General features: G+C 41.8%; 19 protein-coding genes. 1 reads left to right on the top strand and 18 read right to left on the bottom strand.

Annotation, left to right across the window (positions count from 1 at the left end):
• Window positions 1-42: 42 nt before the first annotated feature.
• The 12 genes from speD to NSQ36_RS13340 form a co-directional block, all read right to left on the bottom strand.
• The gene (gene speD, locus NSQ36_RS13285) at window positions 43-423 is read right to left on the bottom strand and encodes an adenosylmethionine decarboxylase (RefSeq protein WP_003216492.1); all 381 of its coding nucleotides are present in this window, start codon (window positions 421-423) and stop codon (window positions 43-45) included.
• A gap of 234 nt (window positions 424-657) precedes the next feature.
• Window positions 658-1,680 (bottom strand): glyceraldehyde-3-phosphate dehydrogenase, encoded by a 1,023-nt coding sequence (locus NSQ36_RS13290; RefSeq protein WP_003216683.1) that lies wholly within the window; start codon window positions 1,678-1,680, stop codon window positions 658-660.
• A 170-nt stretch (window positions 1,681-1,850) separates the two neighbouring features.
• Entirely contained in the window at window positions 1,851-2,456 is a 606-nt protein-coding gene (coaE, locus tag NSQ36_RS13295) for a dephospho-CoA kinase (protein ID WP_050943596.1), read from the bottom strand.
• 14 nt (window positions 2,457-2,470) lie between these two features.
• Window positions 2,471-3,103, bottom strand: a complete 633-nt coding sequence (gene ytaF, locus NSQ36_RS13300; protein WP_003216274.1) for a sporulation membrane protein YtaF — start codon at window positions 3,101-3,103, stop codon at window positions 2,471-2,473.
• A 174-nt stretch (window positions 3,104-3,277) separates the two neighbouring features.
• Entirely contained in the window at window positions 3,278-4,111 is an 834-nt protein-coding gene (mutM, locus tag NSQ36_RS13305; protein ID WP_065098575.1) for a DNA-formamidopyrimidine glycosylase, read from the bottom strand.
• Window positions 4,112-4,139: 28 nt separating this feature from the next.
• Window positions 4,140-6,779, bottom strand: a complete 2,640-nt coding sequence (gene polA, locus NSQ36_RS13310) for a DNA polymerase I (RefSeq protein WP_113387225.1) — start codon at window positions 6,777-6,779, stop codon at window positions 4,140-4,142.
• Between the two features lie 254 nt (window positions 6,780-7,033).
• Window positions 7,034-8,776, bottom strand: coding sequence for an ATP-binding protein (locus tag NSQ36_RS13315; protein ID WP_106029038.1), 1,743 nt, complete (start codon window positions 8,774-8,776; stop codon window positions 7,034-7,036).
• Window positions 8,769-9,497 (bottom strand): response regulator transcription factor, encoded by a 729-nt coding sequence (locus NSQ36_RS13320; RefSeq protein ID WP_050943592.1) that lies wholly within the window; start codon window positions 9,495-9,497, stop codon window positions 8,769-8,771. The genes NSQ36_RS13315 and NSQ36_RS13320 overlap by 8 nt, the downstream gene beginning before the upstream one ends.
• Before the next feature lie 187 nt (window positions 9,498-9,684).
• A complete protein-coding gene (mdh, locus tag NSQ36_RS13325) occupies window positions 9,685-10,623 on the bottom strand; it encodes a malate dehydrogenase (protein ID WP_003216833.1) in 939 nt (312 codons plus the stop codon).
• Between the two features lie 34 nt (window positions 10,624-10,657).
• A complete protein-coding gene (gene icd, locus NSQ36_RS13330; RefSeq protein WP_003216780.1) occupies window positions 10,658-11,929 on the bottom strand; it encodes an NADP-dependent isocitrate dehydrogenase in 1,272 nt (423 codons plus the stop codon).
• A gap of 149 nt (window positions 11,930-12,078) precedes the next feature.
• Window positions 12,079-13,197 (bottom strand): citrate synthase, encoded by a 1,119-nt coding sequence (gene citZ, locus NSQ36_RS13335; protein WP_008346063.1) that lies wholly within the window; start codon window positions 13,195-13,197, stop codon window positions 12,079-12,081.
• Window positions 13,198-13,572: 375 nt separating this feature from the next.
• Window positions 13,573-14,037, bottom strand: a complete 465-nt coding sequence (locus NSQ36_RS13340) for a DUF441 domain-containing protein (protein ID WP_044139290.1) — start codon at window positions 14,035-14,037, stop codon at window positions 13,573-13,575.
• Window positions 14,038-14,137: 100 nt separating this feature from the next.
• On the opposite strand from NSQ36_RS13340, the gene ytvI reads away from it, so the two are divergent.
• Window positions 14,138-15,256 carry a sporulation integral membrane protein YtvI gene (gene ytvI, locus NSQ36_RS13345; protein WP_113387226.1) on the top strand — a complete coding sequence of 373 codons (1,119 nt, stop codon included), beginning with the start codon at window positions 14,138-14,140 and terminating at the stop codon, window positions 15,254-15,256.
• A gap of 25 nt (window positions 15,257-15,281) precedes the next feature.
• On the opposite strand, the gene NSQ36_RS13350 is transcribed toward ytvI, so the two are convergent.
• The 6 genes from NSQ36_RS13350 to NSQ36_RS13375 all read right to left on the bottom strand — a co-directional run bounded on the left by NSQ36_RS13350 (window position 15,282) and on the right by NSQ36_RS13375 (window position 22,239).
• Window positions 15,282-15,671, bottom strand: coding sequence for an FxsA family protein (locus NSQ36_RS13350; protein ID WP_003216718.1), 390 nt, complete (start codon window positions 15,669-15,671; stop codon window positions 15,282-15,284).
• Window positions 15,672-15,774: 103 nt separating this feature from the next.
• The gene (gene pyk, locus NSQ36_RS13355) at window positions 15,775-17,535 is read right to left on the bottom strand and encodes a pyruvate kinase (RefSeq protein ID WP_050943588.1); all 1,761 of its coding nucleotides are present in this window, start codon (window positions 17,533-17,535) and stop codon (window positions 15,775-15,777) included.
• Window positions 17,536-17,562: 27 nt separating this feature from the next.
• Window positions 17,563-18,522: a 6-phosphofructokinase gene (gene pfkA / locus NSQ36_RS13360; RefSeq protein ID WP_012010865.1), complete on the bottom strand. Its 960-nt coding sequence runs from the start codon at window positions 18,520-18,522 to the stop codon at window positions 17,563-17,565.
• Window positions 18,523-18,864: 342 nt separating this feature from the next.
• Window positions 18,865-19,842 carry an acetyl-CoA carboxylase carboxyl transferase subunit alpha gene (gene accA / locus NSQ36_RS13365; protein ID WP_339205917.1) on the bottom strand — a complete coding sequence of 326 codons (978 nt, stop codon included), beginning with the start codon at window positions 19,840-19,842 and terminating at the stop codon, window positions 18,865-18,867.
• Complete coding sequence (gene accD / locus NSQ36_RS13370; protein ID WP_065098582.1) at window positions 19,827-20,702, bottom strand: acetyl-CoA carboxylase, carboxyltransferase subunit beta; 876 nt, start codon at window positions 20,700-20,702, stop codon at window positions 19,827-19,829. Before accD ends, accA begins: the two co-directional genes overlap by 16 nt.
• Before the next feature lie 304 nt (window positions 20,703-21,006).
• Window positions 21,007-22,239, bottom strand: a complete 1,233-nt coding sequence (locus NSQ36_RS13375) for a malic enzyme-like NAD(P)-binding protein (protein WP_003216785.1) — start codon at window positions 22,237-22,239, stop codon at window positions 21,007-21,009.
• Window positions 22,240-22,356 lie beyond the last annotated feature (117 nt).

The raw sequence follows: 22,356 nt of genomic DNA on the forward strand, positions 1-22,356 counted from the left end.
TCAATGCTTTTGGCCAGCTCCCATTGCGATCTTTTTTTATGTTTACAGTGCTTTGGCTTGCGCCTGTTTCACTTGTACAGGTCCCATGCCTCGAGGAATTTCAATGTTTTCTCTTGTTTCAGCACCTAATTCATCTCCGATATGATCTGCTGCGATATTCGGATCTAGGTCGCCGCAAGTATAAACATCTATGCTCGCATAACCATGTTCAGGAAAGCTGTGAATTGTCAGATGAGATTCAGAAATAATGACAACTCCACTTACTCCTTGAGGTGCAAATTTGTGAAAAGCAACCTCTCTTACTTCAGCTCCTGATTTCAAAGCTGCATTTACAAACGTTTTTTCAATAAAATCCATGTCGTTCAGTTTATCACAGTCGCATCCCCATAGCTCGGAGATAACGTGACGTCCGATTGTTTCCATCATGGACCCCCCTTAAACAAGAATGAAAGAGTGAAGTTCTAAGCAGCCGGACCGGACATATACCACGGGGGAAAGTTAGTCCAAAGAGGTCCTAACCCTTTAAGTATACCCGAATGAGTCTGCGAACAAGAAGTTCACGAAAAATAGTATACTTTGTTTAGACCCATTTTGCAAGCTGTGTTTTCAATGGGATTTTCTCTCATTCCTTGAAAAGGGACGTTCGTCTTCTTCATTTCAAACAGCAGAAAGCTCTTTCATCTGCGATCCGACAAACTTCACAAGATCCACCACTCTGCATGAATAACCCCATTCATTGTCATACCATGCAAGAACTTTTACTTTTCTATCCCCCATCACCATCGTTGTCAGTCCATCTACGACAGCTGAATAAGGGTTCGTATTAAAGTCTGTAGAAACAAGCGGCTCATCCGTGTAATCTAAAATACCGGAAAGAGAAGTTTTTGATGCATTTGAGAAGGCTGCATTGACTTCTTCTGCTGTGACATCTTTTTTCAAGTCGACAACAAGATCAACCATCGATACATTGGAAACTGGCACGCGAAGTGCAAGTCCATGCAATTTCCCTTTCATGTGCGGCAGCACTAAAGAAAGCGCTTTAGCGGCACCCGTCGTCGTTGGAATAATGGACTGGGCACATGCTCTTGCCCGGCGCAAATCCTTATGCGGGTTATCGATATTTTTTTGATCATTTGTATACGCATGAACCGTTGTCATTAAACCGTTGTCGATACCGAATTCATCATCTAACAATTTGACAACTGGTGCTAAACAGTTTGTTGTACAAGATGCGTTTGAAATAACGACGTGCTTTTCAGGATCAAGATCATCCTCATTGACACCCATCACAATTGTAATGTCTTCATTTTTACCTGGAGCTGTAAGTACGACCTTTTTCGCTCCGGCATCTATATGGCCCATCGCTTGATCTTTTGAATTAAATTTTCCGGTTGCTTCTATGACGATATCAATCCCAAGCTCTCCCCACGGAAGCTGCTTTGGGTCTCTGTTATTGAGCAAAAGCACTCTTTTCCCATTTACAATCAGTGCGTCATCTTCTGCTGTCACATCGCATTCGTAACGTCCATGATTTGTATCATATTTAATTAAATGTGCTAGCGTTTCGGCAGGATAGCTTGCGTTCACCGCTACAATTTGAATTTGATCATCAAGCATTGCTTTTCTGAAGACCATGCGTCCAATTCTGCCAAACCCATTGATCGCTGCTTTTACCTTCATGAACAGGTCACTCCTCTATTATGTGTTATACTCAATAAATTTATTTATGAAATTAGTATATCACATTAGATTGTAATTGCCAGTATATAAACGTATATTTTCTAAAAAGGGCTGTTCTTTTCATGAGAAATATAAAAAGCATAAAAAAAGAAGAGTACGTGTATGTACTCTTACTTATCAGTATGTTCCCATTCATTTAATATGTTCTGCAATTGCTTTCTAATAAAAGCAAGATCTTGTGTATTTTCTATCACCCGGTCTGCTTTCTTACATTTTTCCTCAAGAGGCTGCTGAGAGTGAATCCGATTCAGCGCTTCTTCCGCGCTAAGGTCGTTTCGATTCATGAGTCGTGATAGCTGTAATTCTGGTGTTGTATACACCACAATAATGCGGTCGACGAGACTTTCCAGCTGACTCTCAAATAAAAGCGGGATATCCAGGACAACGAATGTTTCTCGGCTGTCGATTCCTTCATCTCGCTGCCTGAGCATTTCCTTTCGCACTTCTGGGTGAACGATCGCATTTAGCTGCTTTCTTTTCTCTTCATTAGAAAAAATAATGGCTCCCAGCTGCTGCCGGTCTAGCTCTCCATTTGGCAGGAGGACACCCTCACCAAAGGTTTGAACGATATGATGAAGGGCGGGTGTTCCTTTGGCGACCGCTTCTTTTGCAATCACATCTGCGTCCACAACCCGGATGCCCTGCTCTTTTATCATCTGCGAGACTGTGCTTTTTCCGCTAGCAATCCCGCCGGTTAATCCAATGACAAGCGTCAATTGATTTCCTCCTTTTACAGCTTCCAAACCCCAATTAATATGAGCAGAAGCCCTGGTAAGCATGCGAGTTTATCGATCCAGCGCCAATTTGCCAAGTAATGACCGGCACGCAGACCGATACATACAAAAAGTGAGCTCATCACTGCGACCGTGATACTCATGACAATTGGAGAAAAGCCTAGTATCGCTGCGCCAATCCCTGCGCCAAATGCATCAATGGATAAAGCAATTCCAAGAAGTACCGCTTCTATTCCATTAATCGTCCCAGATCGGTCAATATCTGCACTTGTTGGCTTTCTTAAAATGTGAATGACAAGCCCAAGCGATTGGACTTCCACATTAAGCAATGTCTTTTCATGAAGAAGCAAATCACGCTCTTTCGCTGGTTTGTAAAATTGATACAGGACCCAAAGGCCAATGGCAATTAAGATGCCTCCCCCCAGTTTATCGGTCACTGAGACAGGGAGAAATGTCGTCAGCAAGCTGCCAATCAGCATAGAAATGAGCAGCACAATCCCTGAGCAGCATGCAATAATGACGATGGCTTTAAATGGGATTCTCATTTTGCGGAGACCATACGTAAAGCCTACAGAAAAGCTGTCGATGCTGACTGCAATAGCTAAAAACAGGAGCGAAATCGAAATCATACCTGAACTCTTCCTTTCTGTTCATGCAACGATGATCAAGAGTCTCTAGGCGTTCTTAGACTCTTCTTCACTATATGAAGAGCAGGTGGGCTGTGTGTCAGTCTACACCTTGCTGAAAAATGAATGTTTTTTATCGTATGCATCGCAAAAAGGAAGCATGCTCATGGCTAAGCTTTATTGAGGACGTTTTTGGCAGGTCACACAAAAGTGTGTACCGCGCCCTCCGACTACCGTTTTCTCAATGATGCTTCCGCATGTTTGGCAAGGCTCTCCCCGCCGGTCATATACAAGAAGCTGCAGTTGAAATGTGCCAATATCTCCTTGTGAGTTGATATAAGAACGAATTGTACTTCCTCCCGCATCTACCGCCACCTGAAGCGTATCGATGATCTGTTTGTGAAGCACTTTGCAAGATTCCAGGCTGAGCTGATTCGCTTTCGTTTCTGGATGAATCCCTGATTTAAACAGGACCTCATCTACGTAAATGTTACCAAGTCCTACGACAATCTTTTGATCAAGCAGTGCTGTTTTGACCATTCGGGTTGTTTTTTTCAATTTCTCCCATAAATACTCAGGAGTGAACTGTTCATCAAATGGTTCATATCCCAGCTGTGATAGCGGGAGTTCCTTTTCCTCTTCACCCGGCTGAAATAAATGCATCGTGCCAAATTTACGCACATCATGGTACCGAAGCTCCGTCCCATCTGTAAACGTAAAGACGACGTGTACGTGTTTATCATAAGGCTCATGCGCTTCATGTACACGGTATTTTCCTTCCATCCTTAAATGGGAGACCATCACATAATGGTCTAAATGAAAGAGGAGGAACTTCCCTCTTCTTTCAATGGTTTGTATAGTTTCTCCTACCATTCTTCTTGCGAACTCTTCCGGCTCCCCAGGACGTTTGATGATGTTTGGCCATTTGATATCGACCGTTTCAATCGTCTTTCCTTCGACTAACCGCTTGAGAGTGCGCCGGACGGTTTCTACTTCTGGTAATTCCGGCATTCTCCTCGCTCCTTTTTCTCTCTATTATTTATTTCGCATCGTACCAAGATGGACCTGAAGAAAAATCAACTTTTAGCGGCACATCAAGCTGAAGTGCATTTTCCATGACTTCAGGAACAATCTTTTCAAGGATGGCGATTTCTTCTTTCGGCGCTTCGAAGATCAATTCATCGTGCACCTGTAATAAAAGATTTGTCTGCAGGTTTTCTTCTTTGAGCCTTCGCGCCATATCAATCATCGCTTTTTTAATAATATCGGCTGCGCTGCCTTGGATCGGTGTGTTCATGGCTGTTCGTTCTGCAAAGCTTTTGATATTAAAATTTCGGCTTGTGATATCTGGGATATACCGTCTGCGTTTAAGAAGCGTCGTGACGTAGCCTTTTTGTTTCGCTTCCTGAACGATTTCTTCCATATAGGTTTTCACGCCTTTAAAGCTTGTTAAATAGCGCTCGATAAATGCGGCGGCTTCTTTTCTTGTGATCCCAAGGTTTTGAGAAAGTCCATAGTCGCTGATTCCGTATACAATACCGAAATTTACCGCCTTGGCTTGTCTTCTCATAGCGGAAGTCACTTCTTCTTCTGAGACATGGAACACATCCATCGCTGTTTTCGTGTGAATGTCCATGTCCCTCGTAAATGCTTCGATCAAATTCTCATCTTGTGAAATATGAGCGAGTACACGCAGCTCGATTTGTGAATAGTCAGCTGCAAACATGAGCCAGCCTTCTTTTGAAGGAACGAATGCTTGACGAATCTTCCGTCCTTCTTCTAAACGAATCGGGATGTTTTGAAGGTTTGGATCTGTTGAGCTTAATCTTCCTGTTTGGGTGAGTGCTTGATTAAATCTTGTATGCACTTTATGGGTATCCTTGCGCGTTACTTTCATTAACCCTTCTACATAGGTCGATTGCAGCTTTCCAATTTGTCTGTAGTGCAGAATGGATCGAATGATTTCATGCTTATCTTCAAGCTTTTCGAGCACATCTGCAGACGTTGAATAGCCTGTTTTTGTCTTCTTGATAATCGGAAGACCTAATTTTTCAAAAAGGATGACACCAAGCTGTTTAGGAGAATTGATGTTAAACGTTTCTCCTGCTAAGCGGTGAATGGTTTCTTCATATTCTTTGAGCTTTTTCGTTAATTCTTCACCCATTTTCTCTAGGCGCTTTATATCTACCTTTACTCCAAGAGATTCCATTTCGCCTAAGATGAGTGCTAGCGGCAGCTCTAAATCTTCATATAGTTCATGCTGATCATTTTTTTCTAATGCTTCTAATGTTAAATCATGCAAGGCTGAGATCGCCGCTGCTTTTCGTCCGAGATGTCCCTTTAGTTCATCTTCAGGTGGAATCGCCTGTTTTGCTCCTTTTCCGTATACTTTTTCATCAGAAAGAGCGATATTCAGACCATATTCCTTCGCTACACTTGCGACGTCTTCGTATGATTTCTGCGGGTTGACGACGTAGGAAGCGAGCAGAACATCATTGTCGACACCTTTTAGGTCGACATCATGCCATCTGAGAGCGACAACTGCTCTTTTTGAATCAAAGACCCATTTTTTCTTCGTTTCATCCTGTACCCATTCTTTAAATGCATCTGATTGAAGCGCATCTTCTTTCGTCATAAAAAACGCACCATTTTCATTATGGATCGCAAAACCGATCAAATCTGCTTCGTGATAATTATCTCCAAGCTGTTCTACCACAAGGGCTGCATGATCTGTCAGCATGTCGCCTCCTGCAGCTGTCATTTTTTTCACTTCTAATGCGTCTACTTCAACCTGTTCATCTGTTTCTGGTGCTTCTCCTAGACGCTCTAGCAGGGTTTGAAAGCCTAGTTCTTTATAAAGAGAGATCACTTGATCCATGTGTGGACCTTCGTAGGCAAGATCTTTGCTCGACACATCAATAGGTGCTTCTACGAGAATGGTCGCCAGCTCTTTACTCATGACTGCTTGTTCTTTATATTCTTCAAGCTTTTCTTTAAGCTTTTTCCCGCTCACTTCATCAATATGTTCAAGCAGGTTCTCAACTGTTTCAAACTGCTTTAACAATTTAATGGCTGTTTTTTCGCCTACACCTGGGACGCCTGGGATATTATCTGATGAATCTCCCATCAGCCCTTTCATATCAATGATTTGATCTGGTCGCAGGCCATATTTCTCTTCAATATGAGCAGGTGTGTAGTATTCTACTTCTGTGATGCCTTTTTTCGTAATAGCGACTGTCGTATGATCTGTTGAGAGCTGTGTTAAGTCTTTATCTCCTGAGAAGATTTTGACTTCAAAGCCGTTTTTTTCTGCCTCGACAGCCAACGTACCGATAATATCATCTGCCTCATATTGAGGAAGCTCGTACCTTTTCACCTGATAGGCATCTAATAGTTCACGGATGAATGGCATTTGTTCTGATAGCTCTGGCGGGGTTTTTTGTCTTCCGCCTTTATATTCTTTAAATGTCTCGTGGCGGAAGGTTGTTTTTCCCGCATCAAATGCGACGAGCATATGGGTTGGCTTCTCGTCCTCCAGCATTTTCATTAAAATCATCGCAAAGCCATAAATAGCATTTGTATGTACGCCTTTATCATTTGATAATAGCGGCAAAGCAAAGAAGGCTCGATATGCGAGGCTGTTTCCATCCACTAACACTAATTTCTTTTTGTCTGTCATGTTTTAATCCTCCATCGGCTGAGCCATCTCAGCCGTCTCTTTCACACATTGTATCTTCATTTTATCAAAGTTTATTTTGAAAAGAAAATAGTCGAGCCTGCATAAAAAAGGGACGAAAACAACAAGTGTTTTCGTCCTTCCAAAATTGGCTCCTTGGATGAAGGGGTTCCTATTCATCCTATCAATGAATGTTTAACAAAACATGAATTCATTGTAAAGATCATGTAAATTTTAACGTGACTTTCCTTTTTTCTCTATGTCGATTTCAGGCTCACTGTAAAAGTCGTTCCTTTACCTTGTTTGCTGCGGACAGAAATTGTTCCTTCATGCGCTTCCACAAGGTGTTTGACAATGGCAAGGCCAAGACCTGTACCGCCTGAATTCCTGCTTCTATCTTTATCAATTCGATAAAATCTCTCAAATATTCTTGGAATCTCACTTTTCTTCATACCGATCCCTGTATCTGCTACATCAAATTCATAGGCACCTTTTCTCGGTCTTGCTGAGATGGTGACACTTCCTCCCTCTGGTGTATAGGTCAGGGCATTATTAACGAGATTGAGGAAGATTTGCTTTAACCTTAGCGGGTCTGCCATGACATAGACCGGTTCTTTCGGGACACGCACGTGTAATTGAATGCCTTTTTCTGTAGCCTTTTGTTTTAACAGCACTTGAATCTCTTGGATGATTTCTGTCGCATTGGCTTCTTGAATATTCAGCTTGAATTGCTGCTGCTCAATTTTAGAAAGATCAAGTAAGTCTTGAATCAATGTTTCTAGACGGACACTCTCTTTTAAAATGATAGAAAGGAATTCTGTCAGTGCTTCTTTGTCATCAATCGCGCCATCAAGAAGGGTTTCAGAAAATCCTTTAATCGACGTAATCGGTGTTTTTAACTCATGAGACACATTGGCGACAAAGTCTTTTCGCATCTGCTCCAGCTGCTTCGTTTCTGTCACGTCATGAAACACGAGGACAATTCCTTTCCATTCATCGTCTGTACTTAAAATGGGTACACCATCCACTTGGAAGTAGCGGCGTTCAATGTCAACGGCTAGACGTAAAAACTTCCGCACCTTCGTTTCTGTCATGAAAATTTCGTCAATTAATTCGATAATCTCTTCATGGGTAAACGCTTCATGATAAAGCTTGTGCATGTAAATGTGCTTTTGCACCTTAAACTGCTTGCGGAAGGTTCGATTGACGAGGTGGATATACCCCATCTTATCAATCAATATAATCCCCGCTCCAATATTTTCAATGACCGTTTGCAGCCGGTCTCTCTGCATTTCACCAGCACTTGTCATTTCTTGAAGACTTTCTGCCAAACGCTTCATGGAAGTATTCAGTTCACTTGTTTCAATCATCAGCTCTTCATAATTATTCGTATCATAGTTCCCGCGTTCTAGCTGTTTAGCTACCTTTGTCGCATAATCAATTGGTTTCACATATTTCATCGACATGCGGTACCCAAAGAAAACGATAATGATAATCGCCGAGCCAAGACAAAAGGCTAAGGCAAGCCAAAGCTGGCCGTCAATTTCATTTAAAGGCTCGTATGACGCATGGAGAAATAAATAACCCGCCGGTTCGTTTTGTTTTAAGATCGGGACAGCATAATGGAAAAGCGCATCCTTCTCATCGTCAATAACGACCCCTTTTGTTTGGAGACGTTCATTGTTTAGTGTGTTTTGAATGACGGCCTTTTGTTCTGCTTGACCCGTTGTATGTATGATCTTCCCCTTTAAATCCACAATCGACGCATTCATATCAAAATGCTGCTTTGCCTGATTGAGGACCTCTTTGTTTTGCTTCGCCTTTAAATCATCACCATTCATAGAAGACAGGAGAAAGCTCGATTCCTTTTCCATTCGTTCCGTTAATTTTGTTTCATAGAAAACATGGAACATGTGATCCAGGAAAAGACCAAGTGCCACAAACACAATAAAAAGGAGAAAAATGAGTCCCGAAAACAGACGGGTTCTAATTTTACTCATTTGACTTTGGCTCCTCCAATTTGTAGCCTAAGCCGCGAATCGTTTTAATGTATGTTGGTTTTTTTGTGTTCTTTTCAATTTTGTCCCGCAAGTGACTAATATGGACATCCACAATACGAGTGTCACCTGCAAAGTCATAATTCCAAACGGCACTTAGCAATAAATCACGCGTGAGGACACGTCCTTTATGCTTCGCCAAATAAAGCAGCAGTTCAAATTCTTTTGGCGTCAGCTCTAGACGTTCTTCCTGGAAATAGACTTCGTAGTGTTCTGGTAAAATACGCAGTTCACCAATTTTGATTTGATCTGCAATGATCTCTTCCTTCTCCTCTTGCGTGGGGGTAGGCTGAGATTGCTGTGCTCTTCTCAAGATGGCTTTTACCCGAGCACCCACTTCTCTAGGACTGAATGGCTTTGTCATGTAATCATCGGCCCCAAGCTCAAGACCTAGCACCTTATCAAATTCATCGTCCTTTGCTGTCAGCATTAAAATAGGGAACATCATTTTTTGAATTCTCAGTTGTTTGCACACTTCAATGCCGTCCATCTTCGGAAGCATTAAATCTAATACAATGAGATCAGGCTGTTCACTTGCTGCTTTTTCAAGTGCTTCTTCCCCGTCTCTTGCTGTGACGACATCATAGCCCGCTCTTTCGAGGTTATAGCTTAGAAGTGTTACAATCGATTCTTCATCATCCACAACTAATATTTTTTTATTCATGTTGTGCCTCCAATTAGTGATTTCCCCTGCATCCGTTTTTTTGTATCTTATGTGAAAAGCGAGAAGTCATGCTTTCTCTTTCATTTTAACGAAAGCTTAACAAGAGAACAATTTAAAATTTCGACAAGATTTGTTTTGTAAACAAAAAGAAGACTCCTCATCAGAGAAGCCTTCTTTTTTATTCATATTAAGACAATACTTTCATGACATTCTTAACAGATTCAACAGAACGGTCAAGCTGACTTCTTTCTTCTTCTGTCAGCTCAAGCTCGATGATCTGCTCAAGGCCGTTTCCACCTACGATTGTTGGTACACCTAGGTAAATGCCTTCGTAGCCATATTCACCTTCAAGGTAAGCAATCGTCGGCATGACGCGGCGCTGATCTTTAAGGATCGCCTCAACCATTTCAACTAGTGAAGCAGCAGGAGCATAATATGCACTACCGTTACCTAATAGGTTCACGATTTCGCCGCCGCCTTTTCTTGTTCTTTCAACAATTGCATCAATTCGCTCTTTAGGAATCAAAGTTTCAAGCGGGATACCGCCTGCATAAGAGTAACGAACAAGAGGAACCATGTCATCGCCATGTCCACCAAGCACAAAGCCCGTCACGTCTTTAACAGATAGGTTTAATTCTTGAGCAACGAACGTACGGAAACGTGCTGTATCAAGAATGCCCGATTGTCCAATGACTTTTTCTTTTGGTAATCCTGATTCTTTATAAACTGCATACGTCATTGCATCAACAGGGTTTGTTAATACAACAATGATTGTTTCTGGAGAATATTTAACGATTTCGCGTGTCACACTGCGCATGATTTTTTCATTTGTTGACACGAGATCGTCACGGCTCATTCCCGGCTTTCTTGCAATTCCCGCCGTAATGACCACGACATCAGAACCGGCTGTATCTTCGTAGTTAGAAGTTCCTGTAATGTTTGCATCGAAGCCTTGAACAGGACTTGCTTCCAGCATATCAAGTGCTTTCCCTTTTGTTGGGTTCTCAAGCTGCGGGATATCGACTAATACGACGTCCGCTAATTCTTTTTGAGCCGTTAGAAATGCTGTAGTTGCTCCAGTAAAGCCTGCTCCGATAACAGATACTTTTTTACGCTTGTTTGCCATTTCCTTTTTCCCCTTTAACTTTAAAGTTTAAGAATCAAGACAAGTTTTTGATGAGCTCGTCAGCAAACTCAGAACATTTCACTTCTGTTGCGCCATCCATTAATCTAGCAAAATCGTAAGTGACGACTTTTGATGCAATTGTATTTTCAACAGATTGAATCACTAGATCAGCTGCTTCCTGCCAGCCAAGGTGCTCAAGTAAAAGCACGCCTGATAGAAGAACAGAAGATGGGTTCACTTTATCAAGACCAGCATATTTTGGTGCTGTTCCGTGAGTCGCTTCAAAAATAGCGTGTCCTGTTTCGTAGTTGATGTTCGCACCTGGTGCGATACCAATTCCACCTACTTGTGCTGCAAGAGCATCAGAGATGTAATCTCCGTTTAAGTTCATTGTTGCCACAACATCGAACTCAGCTGGACGAGTTAGGATTTGTTGAAGGAAAATATCTGCAATACTGTCTTTGACAATAATTTTGCCAGCAGCTTCTGCTTCACTTTGTGCTTTATTTGCCGCATCTTTTCCATCTTGTTCTACAATACGATCATATTGTGCCCATGTAAAGACCTTGTCGCCAAACTCTTTTTCAGCCACTTCGTAGCCCCAGTTTTTGAAGGCACCTTCTGTGAATTTCATGATGTTTCCTTTGTGAACAAGTGTCACAGACTTACGGCCTTGGTCGATTGCATATTGGATAGCCGCTCTGACAAGGCGAGAAGTTCCTTCTTCAGAAACTGGCTTGATTCCGATACCTGATGTTTCTGGGAAACGGATCTTGTTTACACCTAATTCGTTTTTCAAGAAGTCAATTAACTTCTTCACTTCGTCTGATCCTTGTGCATACTCGATACCAGCATAGATATCTTCTGTATTCTCACGGAAGATGACCATATCTGTGTCTTCTGGACGTTTCACAGGAGACGGTACGCCTTTGAACCAGCGAACTGGACGTAAGCATGTGAATAGATCAAGCTCTTGTCTAAGTGCCACGTTTAATGAACGGATTCCTCCGCCGATTGGTGTTGTCAGTGGTCCTTTGATTGCGATTAAGTATTCACGAATGTCTTCAAGTGTTTGCTCAGGAAGCCATTCTCCAGTTTTATTGTAAGCTTTCTCACCTGCATATACTTCTTTCCAAGTGATTTGCTTTTCACCTTTATATGCTTTTTCTACAGCGGCTTCAAGTACTCTTGATGCTGCTTTCCAAATGTCAGGACCGATTCCGTCCCCTTCAATAAACGGGATGATTGGATTATTTGGTACATTCAATACGCCGCCAGTAACTGTAATTTTTTCGCCTTGTGACAATGATATTACCTCCCAGGTTATGTAGTGAATATTTGAAACTTCTTGGCTTGATGTCTGCAAGCGAAGAAGTTTTTCACGTGATTCGTTTTTTGTTGATCTAGAGGCTGATTGGCCTTCGTGAGGATCAGCCCCCGCTTATTCTATAAACATTAGTCTCTTTCACTGATCGGAACAAACGTTTGAAGATCAGGTCCAATGTAGTCAGCTCTTGGACGGATGAGACGATTGTTGTCATACTGCTCTAAAATGTGAGCAATCCATCCAGAGAATCGGCTGATCACGAAAATTGGTGTAAACAAGTCATGATCAATCCCAAGACTGTGATATACAGATGCAGAATAAAAATCAACATTTGGTGGAAGATTTTTCTCTGATGTCACGATTTCCTCTGCGCGAACAGACATTTCATACCATTTCGGCTCGCCAGTCAGGTTTGTTAAACGCTGGCTCATTTCTTTTAGATGCTTTGCACGCGGGTCACCTTGACGGTATACGCGGTGGCCAAAGCCCATAATTTTTTCTTTCTTCTCTAGCTTACCATGAATATAGGAATCTACGTTTTCAACTTCGCCAATTTCTGAAAGCATCTTCATCACGCCTTCGTTGGCTCCGCCATGAAGTGGTCCTTTCAGCGCACCGATAGCCGCTGTTACACCAGAGTAGATATCTGATAGTGTAGCAACACATACACGCGCTGTAAATGTCGATGCGTTTAATTCATGATCCGCATGTAGAATGAGTGCCTTATCAATTGCCTCAATTTCTACTGGTGACGGCTCTTCGCCATTTAGCATATACAAGAAGTTCGCAGCATAGCTGTATTCTTCTTTTGGCTGTACAGGCTCAAGTCCTTTTCGAATGCGTGAAAACGCAGCGACTAGTCCAGAAATTTTCGCCTGTAAGCGAATGGCTTTTCTGTAATTTGCTTCTTTGTCCATAATCTCTGATTCGTCATCAAGTAATCCTAGTAAGGATACCGCTGTACGAATCGCAGACATTGGATGAACCCCATCCAGCGAATACGATTTAAAGTGCTCAATGATTTCTTGCGGAATGTGAGCATTTTCGTTGAGCTGCTGTTTTAACTCACTCAGCTCTTGCTCATTCGGCAGCTTTAAGTGCCATAACAGGTAGACAATTTCTTCGAATGTAGCTTTTTCAGTTAAATCATCGATATTGTACCCTACATAAGTAAGAGTATCATCAATAATTGAGCTTACGGATGAAGTTGTTGCCACGATACCTTCAAGACCTCTTGTTGCTGTCATGTTCAATCTCCCCTTTTTAAAAAGATTCCCCTTCGTTGCAGAATTCTCGCTTTTTGAAAGCGCTATCCAATCCGAATAAGTCGGCACGTTCAGAAAAGAAAATGCTTACATTTACCTATACGGTTAGAGCGCTTTTAGCCTCATATCTCTTGTGTGATCAATGAGTTCAAAATTAAGCCTATTCCCATTATAAACAATAATCAGACATTTGTTAAATGTTTAACTATAATTTTTTTTGATATTTTTTTTTCCAGTCTTCCATATCAGGCATGGAATAAAGGGATTTTGCTTCTTTTATTATATTTAATTATGTTTTTTTGCAAAAGCTCACGCAAGAAAAAAATAAAAAAGAAAGTGGCATGAACCACTCTCTTTTCAACCGCTGAAAAATTTCACAGCCTGCATCGCCAAATAAGCAATTCCTGCTCCGATCAGCGGACCGACAGCTACCCCTTTAAATAAGCTAACTGCCAAAATCGTCCCGAACACAAGTGCTGCCGTGATATGCGGATCATTTTCGAGTAGCACAATACCGTTTTTTGCGATTAATGCTACTAATATACCCGCTCCTAGTGCAATCCAAGCATAAGAAGATTTCATGGCTTCTCCAAGCTGCTTAAATCCAATGTCACCTGTTGCAATAGGAACAAGCACAGCAATTGTAATGACGGTGACCCCCCAATTGATGCCCTTCGACTGAAGAACTGGGAAAATTTTTTGATCCAAACCAATCAGCTTAATCCCAATGAGCACAGAAACCGCTAAAATTAATGAATTGTTTTTTGCAATAAGTGCAATAACGAGTAAAAGAACCAAAAATAAATTTGCTTGAGTAAACATACGCCGCCCCTTCCTTTCTTTTTATTGCGACCTTTTCATATTACTAATCTTTTTGAATAAAATGAAGTATCGGACATGCTTGTTTTTTGGAGGGGATTGTGTGAATCACACCTATATGGCCATTTTTCTACGAAGTTTGATGATGATCGGCATTGCTGTATTTGCGGTTGTCTTTTTATATCAGTCTTTTCCTTTTTTATATCCTTTTTGGATTGCACTTATTGTATCCTGCCTGATTCACCCTGCTGTATGCAAAATAGAAGAGATCACCGGAATGCCGAGAGGATTTGTTGTCGTCATTGTACTACTGCTCTTTTTAGTAGTAGCAGCCGGTTTCATCACACTCTTAGTAGCAGAAATCATTTCAGGAAGTGCTTATTTGGCAAAGGTTCTGCCTGGTCACCTTGATCGCATGATTGGGATTGTGGAACAGTTTTTTACAGATAAGATCCTGCCTTTGTACCATGATGTAACCGCCCAATTTAATACACTTCAAGCTGGTCAAAAGGAATCGATTTTGGGACAAATCCAAGCGCTAGGCGATGAAGCTGCCGCAAAAATAGGGACTTTTCTTTCAAAAACACTCGAGCTCATCCCGGCTTTTTTAGGTCTTTTGCCTGATGCAGCCGCAACCCTTTTGTTTTCTGCGCTGGCGACTTTTTTTATCACGAAAGATTGGTTTACATTAAAAAAATATGGCTCTCGTATCTTTCCCGCAAAATGGATGCAGCATACACGAGCCATTTTATCTGAAATCAAAAAAGCCATTACCGGTTTTATGAAGGCGCAGCTTTTGCTTGTTGCGATGACCATCGGCCTCGTCATCATTGGACTGATCATCTTAAAAGTCGAGCACGCCCTTGTCATTGCTTTATGTATTGGGTTTGTCGATTTACTTCCTTATATCGGGAGCGGCACCGTTTTTCTGCCGTGGATCATTTACTCCGCCATGACAGGAAACCTTTCACTCGCCATCGGGCTCGGCATTTTGTATATTGTCGTGCTCATTCAAAGACAAATATCAGAGCCAAAAGTCTTAAGCAAATCCATTGGGCTTAATCCTTTAGCCACGCTTGTGGCGCTATTTGTCGGGTTAAAATGGTTGGGTTTCCTCGGACTCGTCATTGGCCCTGCTTCCCTTGTCGTGTGGCAAGCATTTCGTAATGCAGGTGTTTTCAGGGATATCTATCAGTACATTCGGTACGGCATGCAAAAGTAAAAGAGACCTTCAGCTCAAGGTCTCTTTAGCGAATAATTGTATAGCGACTGCGATTAGACATGTTTCTGAGCCAGCGTTCAAAAAGCGGCTTGATTTGCTTTCTCGTCATCGGAATGAGCAGCAGCGCACCGATGATATCTGATAAGAAGCCGGGAATGAGTAGCAGCAGACCGCCGATTAGAATGCAAAAACCATCGACAATCGCTACCCCTGGCATTTTGCCATATTGTAAATCTCTTTGCACTTTTTGAAAAGCTTCGATTCCTTGTTTTCTTGCAAAATAAGCACCTAATGCACTCGTGAGTACGATCATCAGCATCGTTGGCAAAATGCCAATGATTTTACTTGATATTAAAAATAAACTGATTTCCACGGCAGGGAACAGGATCAATAATAGTAGCAAATATTTTTTCAAGCCATATCACCTCATGGGGTATCTTTCACCCGAAAGCTGTTTTACTTTTTTAGTGTAACATAAAAAAAGAGAGGAGTCAGACAACTCCCCTCGTGTGTATCAATTAAAGGACGCTTGCACGGCCTTTGTAGATCGCTCCGCGTGCCGGATCTACTGTAATCTCTTCGCCTTCTTTTAGCAGTGTTGTTGCACCATCAAGACCTACAATCACTGGAATGCCAAGGCTAAGTCCAACGACTGCTGCATGGCTTGTTAGTCCGCCTTCTTCAGTGATCAGGGCAGATGCTTTTTCTAAAGCACCCATCATATCACGGTCTGTACAGTTTGCAACAAGAATTGCACCATCATACATTTTTTCCTCTGCTTCTTTTCCGCTTTGCGCAATGACAACCGGTCCAAATGCAGATTTACGGCCAATTCCTTGACCTTTCGCAATGATGTCACCGACAACATAAACTTTCATTAAGTTTGTTGTACCTGTTTCACCAACTGGCACACCAGCTGTAATAACGATTAAATCGCCATGTCTCACGTAGCCTGTTTCAATCGATTTCTCGACTGCATTCTCAAGCATTTCATCAGTAGACGTCGTTTTTGAGCCGCTCTTTGCAAATACACCGAATACAAGAGATAGCTTTCTCGCAACTGATTCGTTTGCTGTAACTGCTACGATTGGTGCTTTTGGTCTATATTTTGAAATCATTCTCGCTGTATGACCGCTTTCCGTAGGTGTCACAATCGCTGCAACGTCAAGCTTCATCGCTGTATGTGCAACAGATTGACCGATGGCATCTGTAATGCTGACATCTACTTCTTCGCTTCTGCGAGAAAGAATGGCTTTATAGTTGAGTGCATCTTCTGAACGTGATGCAATGTTATGCATCGTTTGTACAGCTTCTACTGGATATGTTCCTGCTGCTGTTTCACCAGAAAGCATAATCGCATCTGTGCCATCAAAAATGGCATTTGCCACGTCACTTGCTTCCGCACGAGTTGGACGAGGATTACGCTGCATGCTATCAAGCATTTGGGTCGCTGTGATGACTGGTTTGCCTAAGCGATTGCATTTTTTGATCAGCATTTTTTGAACAAGCGGTACTTCTTCTGCCGGGATCTCTACACCAAGATCTCCACGTGCAACCATCAAACCGTCTGATACCTCAAGGATTTCATCGATGTTATCAACACCCTCTTGGTTTTCAATCTTAGGAATGATTTGAATGTCAGCCGCGTTATTCTTTTCAAGAAGCTCACGAATTTCAAGAACATCAGAAGCTCGTCTCACAAAAGAAGCTGCGATGAAATCGACGCCTTGTTCAACTCCGAACAGAATATCATTGGCATCCTTTTCTGTAATACCTGGCAGGTTCACACTTACACCTGGTACGTTTACACCTTTTTTGTTTTTGAGCGTGCCTGTATTCATGACCTTTGTGACGATTTCTTTGCGGTCCATGTTAATTTCTTTCACTTCTAAACCAATAAGACCATCATCTAATAGAATCGTTGAGCCTACTTCTACATCATGAATTAACTCTTCATACGTCACACTAATTTTTTCCGTATTTCCAACAATGTCTTCCATACTTACGATAAGATCTGCACCAGCGACTAGCTCAATTGAGCCGTTTTCAACTGTACGTGTACGGATCTCTGGACCTTTTGTATCAAGAAGGATCGCAATGTCCTTGCCTAATGTTTTACCTGCTTTACGAATGTTTTCAATGCGTGCACCATGCTCTTCAAAATCTCCATGAGAGAAGTTTAGTCTGGCTACATTCATTCCTGCTTCAATCAATTCAGTCAGCTTTTCAATGGTTTCACTTGCTGGACCGATTGTACAAACGATTTTTGTCTTTCTCATTACTGTTCCTCCTAAGGTCTTCTCGTTTTATATAGAGAGCTCTTGTGAAAGTCGGTACATATTTTGATCGACTGTATGTTTTTTATCTAAGATATCTAAAATATCGTGGTGAACGAGTTCGTTGCTTTGAATACCCACACAGCGTCCGCCTTTTCCTTCAAGAAGAAGTTCTACTGCGTATGCTCCTAAACGGCTTGCGAGTACTCGGTCAAATGCGCTTGGAGAACCTCCGCGCTGAATATGTCCTAAGACAGATACACGGGTTTCAAGGCTTGTCTCCTCTTCAATCCGCTTACCAAATTCAACACCGCTGCCTACGCCTTCTGCGACGATGATGATACTGTGCTTCTTGCCGCGCTCGTGTCCTCTTCTTAATCTCGCGATAATTTCATCCATGTCATAGTCTGCTTCAGGAATCAAAATAGATTCGGCTCCGCCTGCAAGACCTGACCAAAGAGCAATATCACCAGCATGTCTTCCCATTACTTCCACTACGTATGTACGTTCATGAGATGTGGCTGTATCACGAATTTTATCAATGGCGTCAATGACTGTATTCAGTGCTGTATCAAAGCCAATAGTGAAATCAGTACCTGGGATATCGTTGTCAATTGTACCCGGGACACCTACACATGGAAAACCGAGCTCAGTTAATTTCTTCGCTCCCATGAATGAACCGTCTCCGCCAATCACAACAAGTCCTTCAATACCGAATTTTTTTAAGTTCTCAATGCCTTTTTCACGACCTTCAACTGTCTTGAATTCAGGGCATCTTGCCGTGTAAAGTTTTGTTCCTCCACGATGAATGATATCGCCAACTGAACCTATTTCAAGTTTCTCAATTTTACCGTTAATTAGACCTGAATATCCATTATAAATACCGTAAACTTCAACATTATGGTAAATCGCTTTCCTTACAACTGCGCGCACAGCTGCATTCATTCCTGGGGAATCCCCACCGCTCGTTAAAACTCCTATACGCTTCATCTTTTTCACCTCAGAGACCATATATGAATTAAACATACCATTTCCACTGCTTGAAAACAATCATGAGCAAAACCAGATGTTTTCAATACGTATTTCTAAAACCGTACTTATTATACAATTAAATAAACCGTTTTTAAACAAAAGTTAAGAAAGTCATGAAAGCAATTCTTTCAAAATCGAGGAAGATCCAGCCTTCTAAAGCCCACCGTATCAGGGTTTCCAGACGTTTCAAACTTTATGAAAACAAAAGAAAATTATTTTCAAATAGCGCTTACATGAGGTCGGTTTTCATGAAAAAGGATGAAAAAAAATAAACGCCAGCCAAAAAGGCTGTACGTTTATTTAGTTTACCCCAATATATTGATTTTCAACCGATACTTTCCCGATTGCTTTGTATTTTTGATATCTTTGTTCGACTAGTTCTTCAGGTGTTAGTTTGAGCAAAGATGTAAGTGACTGTTTTAATGTTTTTTCAATGTAGGCTGCTTGTTGTTTCACGTCTCGGTGTGCTCCACCTTGCACTTCTTTAATAACATCATCTATAATATCTAATTCTTTTAGGTCTGGAGCCGTAATTTTCATTGATTCTGCAGCTTTTTTCGCAAGTGATGAGTCCTTCCAGAGCAGTGCTGCTGCACCTTCAGGTGAAATCACTGAATACGTTGAATTCTCTAGCATGTATAGGTGGTTTCCTACGCCTAAGCCTAGTGCGCCGCCACTTCCGCCTTCTCCAATGACAATACAGACAACCGGTACACGAAGTCCTGCCATTTCGAATAGGTTTTTCGCAATTGCTTCACTTTGCCCGCGTTCTTCAGCTGCTTTACCAGGATAAGCTCCTTTTGTATCAATAAAGCAAATGATCGGGCGATTAAATTTATCTGCTTGTTTCATCAAGCGCAGCGCTTTACGGTAGCCTTCTGGATGAGGCATTCCGAAATTACGGCGCAAGTTTTCTTTTGTATCTTTACCGCGCTGATGGCCAATCACCGTGACAGGAAGCCCTTTAAACGTGGCAATTCCTCCAACGATCGCTTCATCATCGCCATAAAAACGGTCACCGTGACACTCGAAAAAGTTGTCAAACATCTCTTGAATGTAATCGAGAGTTGTTGGGCGCATCGCATGACGAGCAATCTGTACTCTGTCCCACGGCTTTAAATTTGTATAAATGTCTGCTTCAAGTTTGCTCAGACGTGTTTCAAGACGCTCAATTTCTGCACTTAAATCCATTTCTGAGTTTTGTGTGAACTTTTTCAGTTCATCAATTTTCGCTCGAAGTTCAATGACAGGTTTTTCAAATTCTAGTTCTCCAGCCACTCTCGTTCACCTCCTGTGCTGTGTAATGCTAAGATTCGGCCTAGTGTTTCTTTCATCTCTGCACGATGAATGACAGCATCCAATTGACCATGCTTCATTAAAAATTCAGCCGTTTGGAAGTCCTCTGGCAGGTCTTCACGAATGGTTTGTTCAATGATTCTACGACCTGCAAACCCAATTAAAGCACCAGGTTCTGCAAAGTTGTAATCACCAAGAGACGCGAAACTAGCTGATACACCGCCAGTTGTTGGGTTCGTCATCACAGAGATAATCAAACCTTGATCCTCGCTGAACAGCTTTAATGCTGAGCTTGTTTTTGCCATCTGCATAAGACTGAGGATCCCCTCTTGCATTCTCGCTCCGCCTGATGCAGTAAAGATGATAAATGGCACCTTGTCCGCTTTTGCTTTCTCGATCGCAAGTGTGATCTTTTCACCAACAACTGAGCCCATGCTGCCCATACGGAATGTGGCATCCATGACAGCGATCACAGCACGCTTGCCTTCAATTTCACCTTGACCTGTGACAATGGCTTCATTCAAAGACGTTTTTTCTCTGTCTTTCTCAAGCTTTTCTTCGTAGCCTGGGAATCCGAGCGGGTTTTCTGAGATCAGATGCCCGTTAAATTCTTCAAATGTGCCTTCGTCAACAAGGCTGTCAATACGCTGTTTTGCATTCATTTGCAAATGTCTACCGCAATTCATGCAAACACGTAAATTTTTATCTAGTTCTTTGGTGAGCATTATTTTTTTACATTGCGGACATTTGGTCATGATGCCTTCAGGCACATCTTGACTTGCCTGTTCAGAGGGTACAGATGCATATTTTTTCTTTTTACTGAAAATATTTTTGATTGACAAATGACTACCTCCCTTTTTGAAGGGTTTTTTCTTTACACGCACATCCACTATTATAGGACATGTCATAACTGTACCGAAACTATTGTACTTTTTTTGTCAAACGCTGTCATCCTTCATTCAATTTTTTCAGTGGGGAATTGATGAGAAATGAGTATGTGTTTGGGGCGCTGAGCAGTTGATATATGTGAATTGTGAACGTCTACAAAAAAATATCATTCCGGATGAAAAAATTTTCGCGTATGAGAGGAAATGGTGCACGTCTTTCCTCCAATTTCAGAAAGAACGTGCACACTTTTCCAATTGATTATTCGCCGATAATCGTTAATTTTCTTGTTTTTTCAGCGACTTCTTCTGGGTCGACTTTGATTCTTGCAACACCAGTTTCCATTGCTGCTTTTGCTACTGCTTTTGCTACCGCTGGTGCTACACGTGCATCAAATGGTTCAGGGATGACGTATTCAGCTGACAATTTATCATCTGAAACAAGAGAAGCAATTGCTTCAACGGCTGCAATTTTCATTTCTTCGTTAATGTGAGTTGCTCGTACATCTAATGCTCCGCGGAAAATTCCTGGGAATGCCAGTACGTTGTTTACTTGGTTCGGGAAGTCAGAACGGCCAGTTCCTACAACACTTGCGCCTGCTGCATGTGCATCTTCTGGCATGATCTCTGGATTAGGATTCGCCATTGCGAAGATGACAGGATCTTTTGCCATTTTGCCAACCATTTCTTTTGTTAGAGCGCCTGCTACTGAAACCCCAATGAAGACGTCAGCGCCTTCAATCACTTCTTCTAATGAACCTTCTTTACGGTCTTGGTTCGTGAATTTAGCCACTTCGTTTTTCACTGCATTCATACCGTTCGGGCGGCCTTCGTAAATTGCGCCTTTTGTATCACACATGATGATATCACGTACACCGAAATGATATAGAAGCTTGATAATCGCAATTCCCGCTGCTCCAGCGCCGTTTGCCACCACTTTGATAGAGGACATTGATTTTCCAGACAGTTTCAGTGCATTTACAAGTCCAGCTACTGTCACAATCGCTGTTCCGTGCTGATCATCGTGGAACACTGGAATGTTTGTCTCTTTTTTCAAGCGCTCTTCGATAATGAAGCAGTTTGGAGCTGCAATATCTTCAAGGTTGACACCGCCAAACGTTGGCTCAAGAAGCTTTACTGTTTCAACGATTTTGTCTACATCGTTTGTCGCAAGCGCGATTGGGAAGGCATCAACGCCAGCGAAGCTTTTGAATAATACAGCTTTTCCTTCCATGACTGGAAGAGATGCTTCTGCACCAATATTTCCAAGCCCTAAAACAGCACTTCCGTCTGTGACAACAGCGACCATATTGCCTTTCATTGTATAATCATACACTTTGCTTGTGTCGTCATAAATATCTTTACATGGTTCTGCAACACCAGGTGAGTAAGCCAAGCTCAAGTCTTTCGCATTTTTCACTTGTACTTTTGATTTTGATTCAAGTTTGCCTTGATTCTCTTTGTGCATATGTAATGCTTCTTCTCTTAATGACATGTGATGAACACTCCTTCAAGTGGAAAATGATTTAATGAATTGCTAAGTTGATAAGCACATACTGGCAGTTTTAAATACACAGAATCTTTAAAATGATAACACAATAGGTGAATTTGT

Origin of the sequence: Bacillus sp. FSL W8-1143, from assembly GCF_037965155.1 — a bacterium.
Taxonomy (GTDB): Bacteria; Bacillota; Bacilli; order Bacillales; family Bacillaceae; genus Bacillus; species Bacillus pumilus.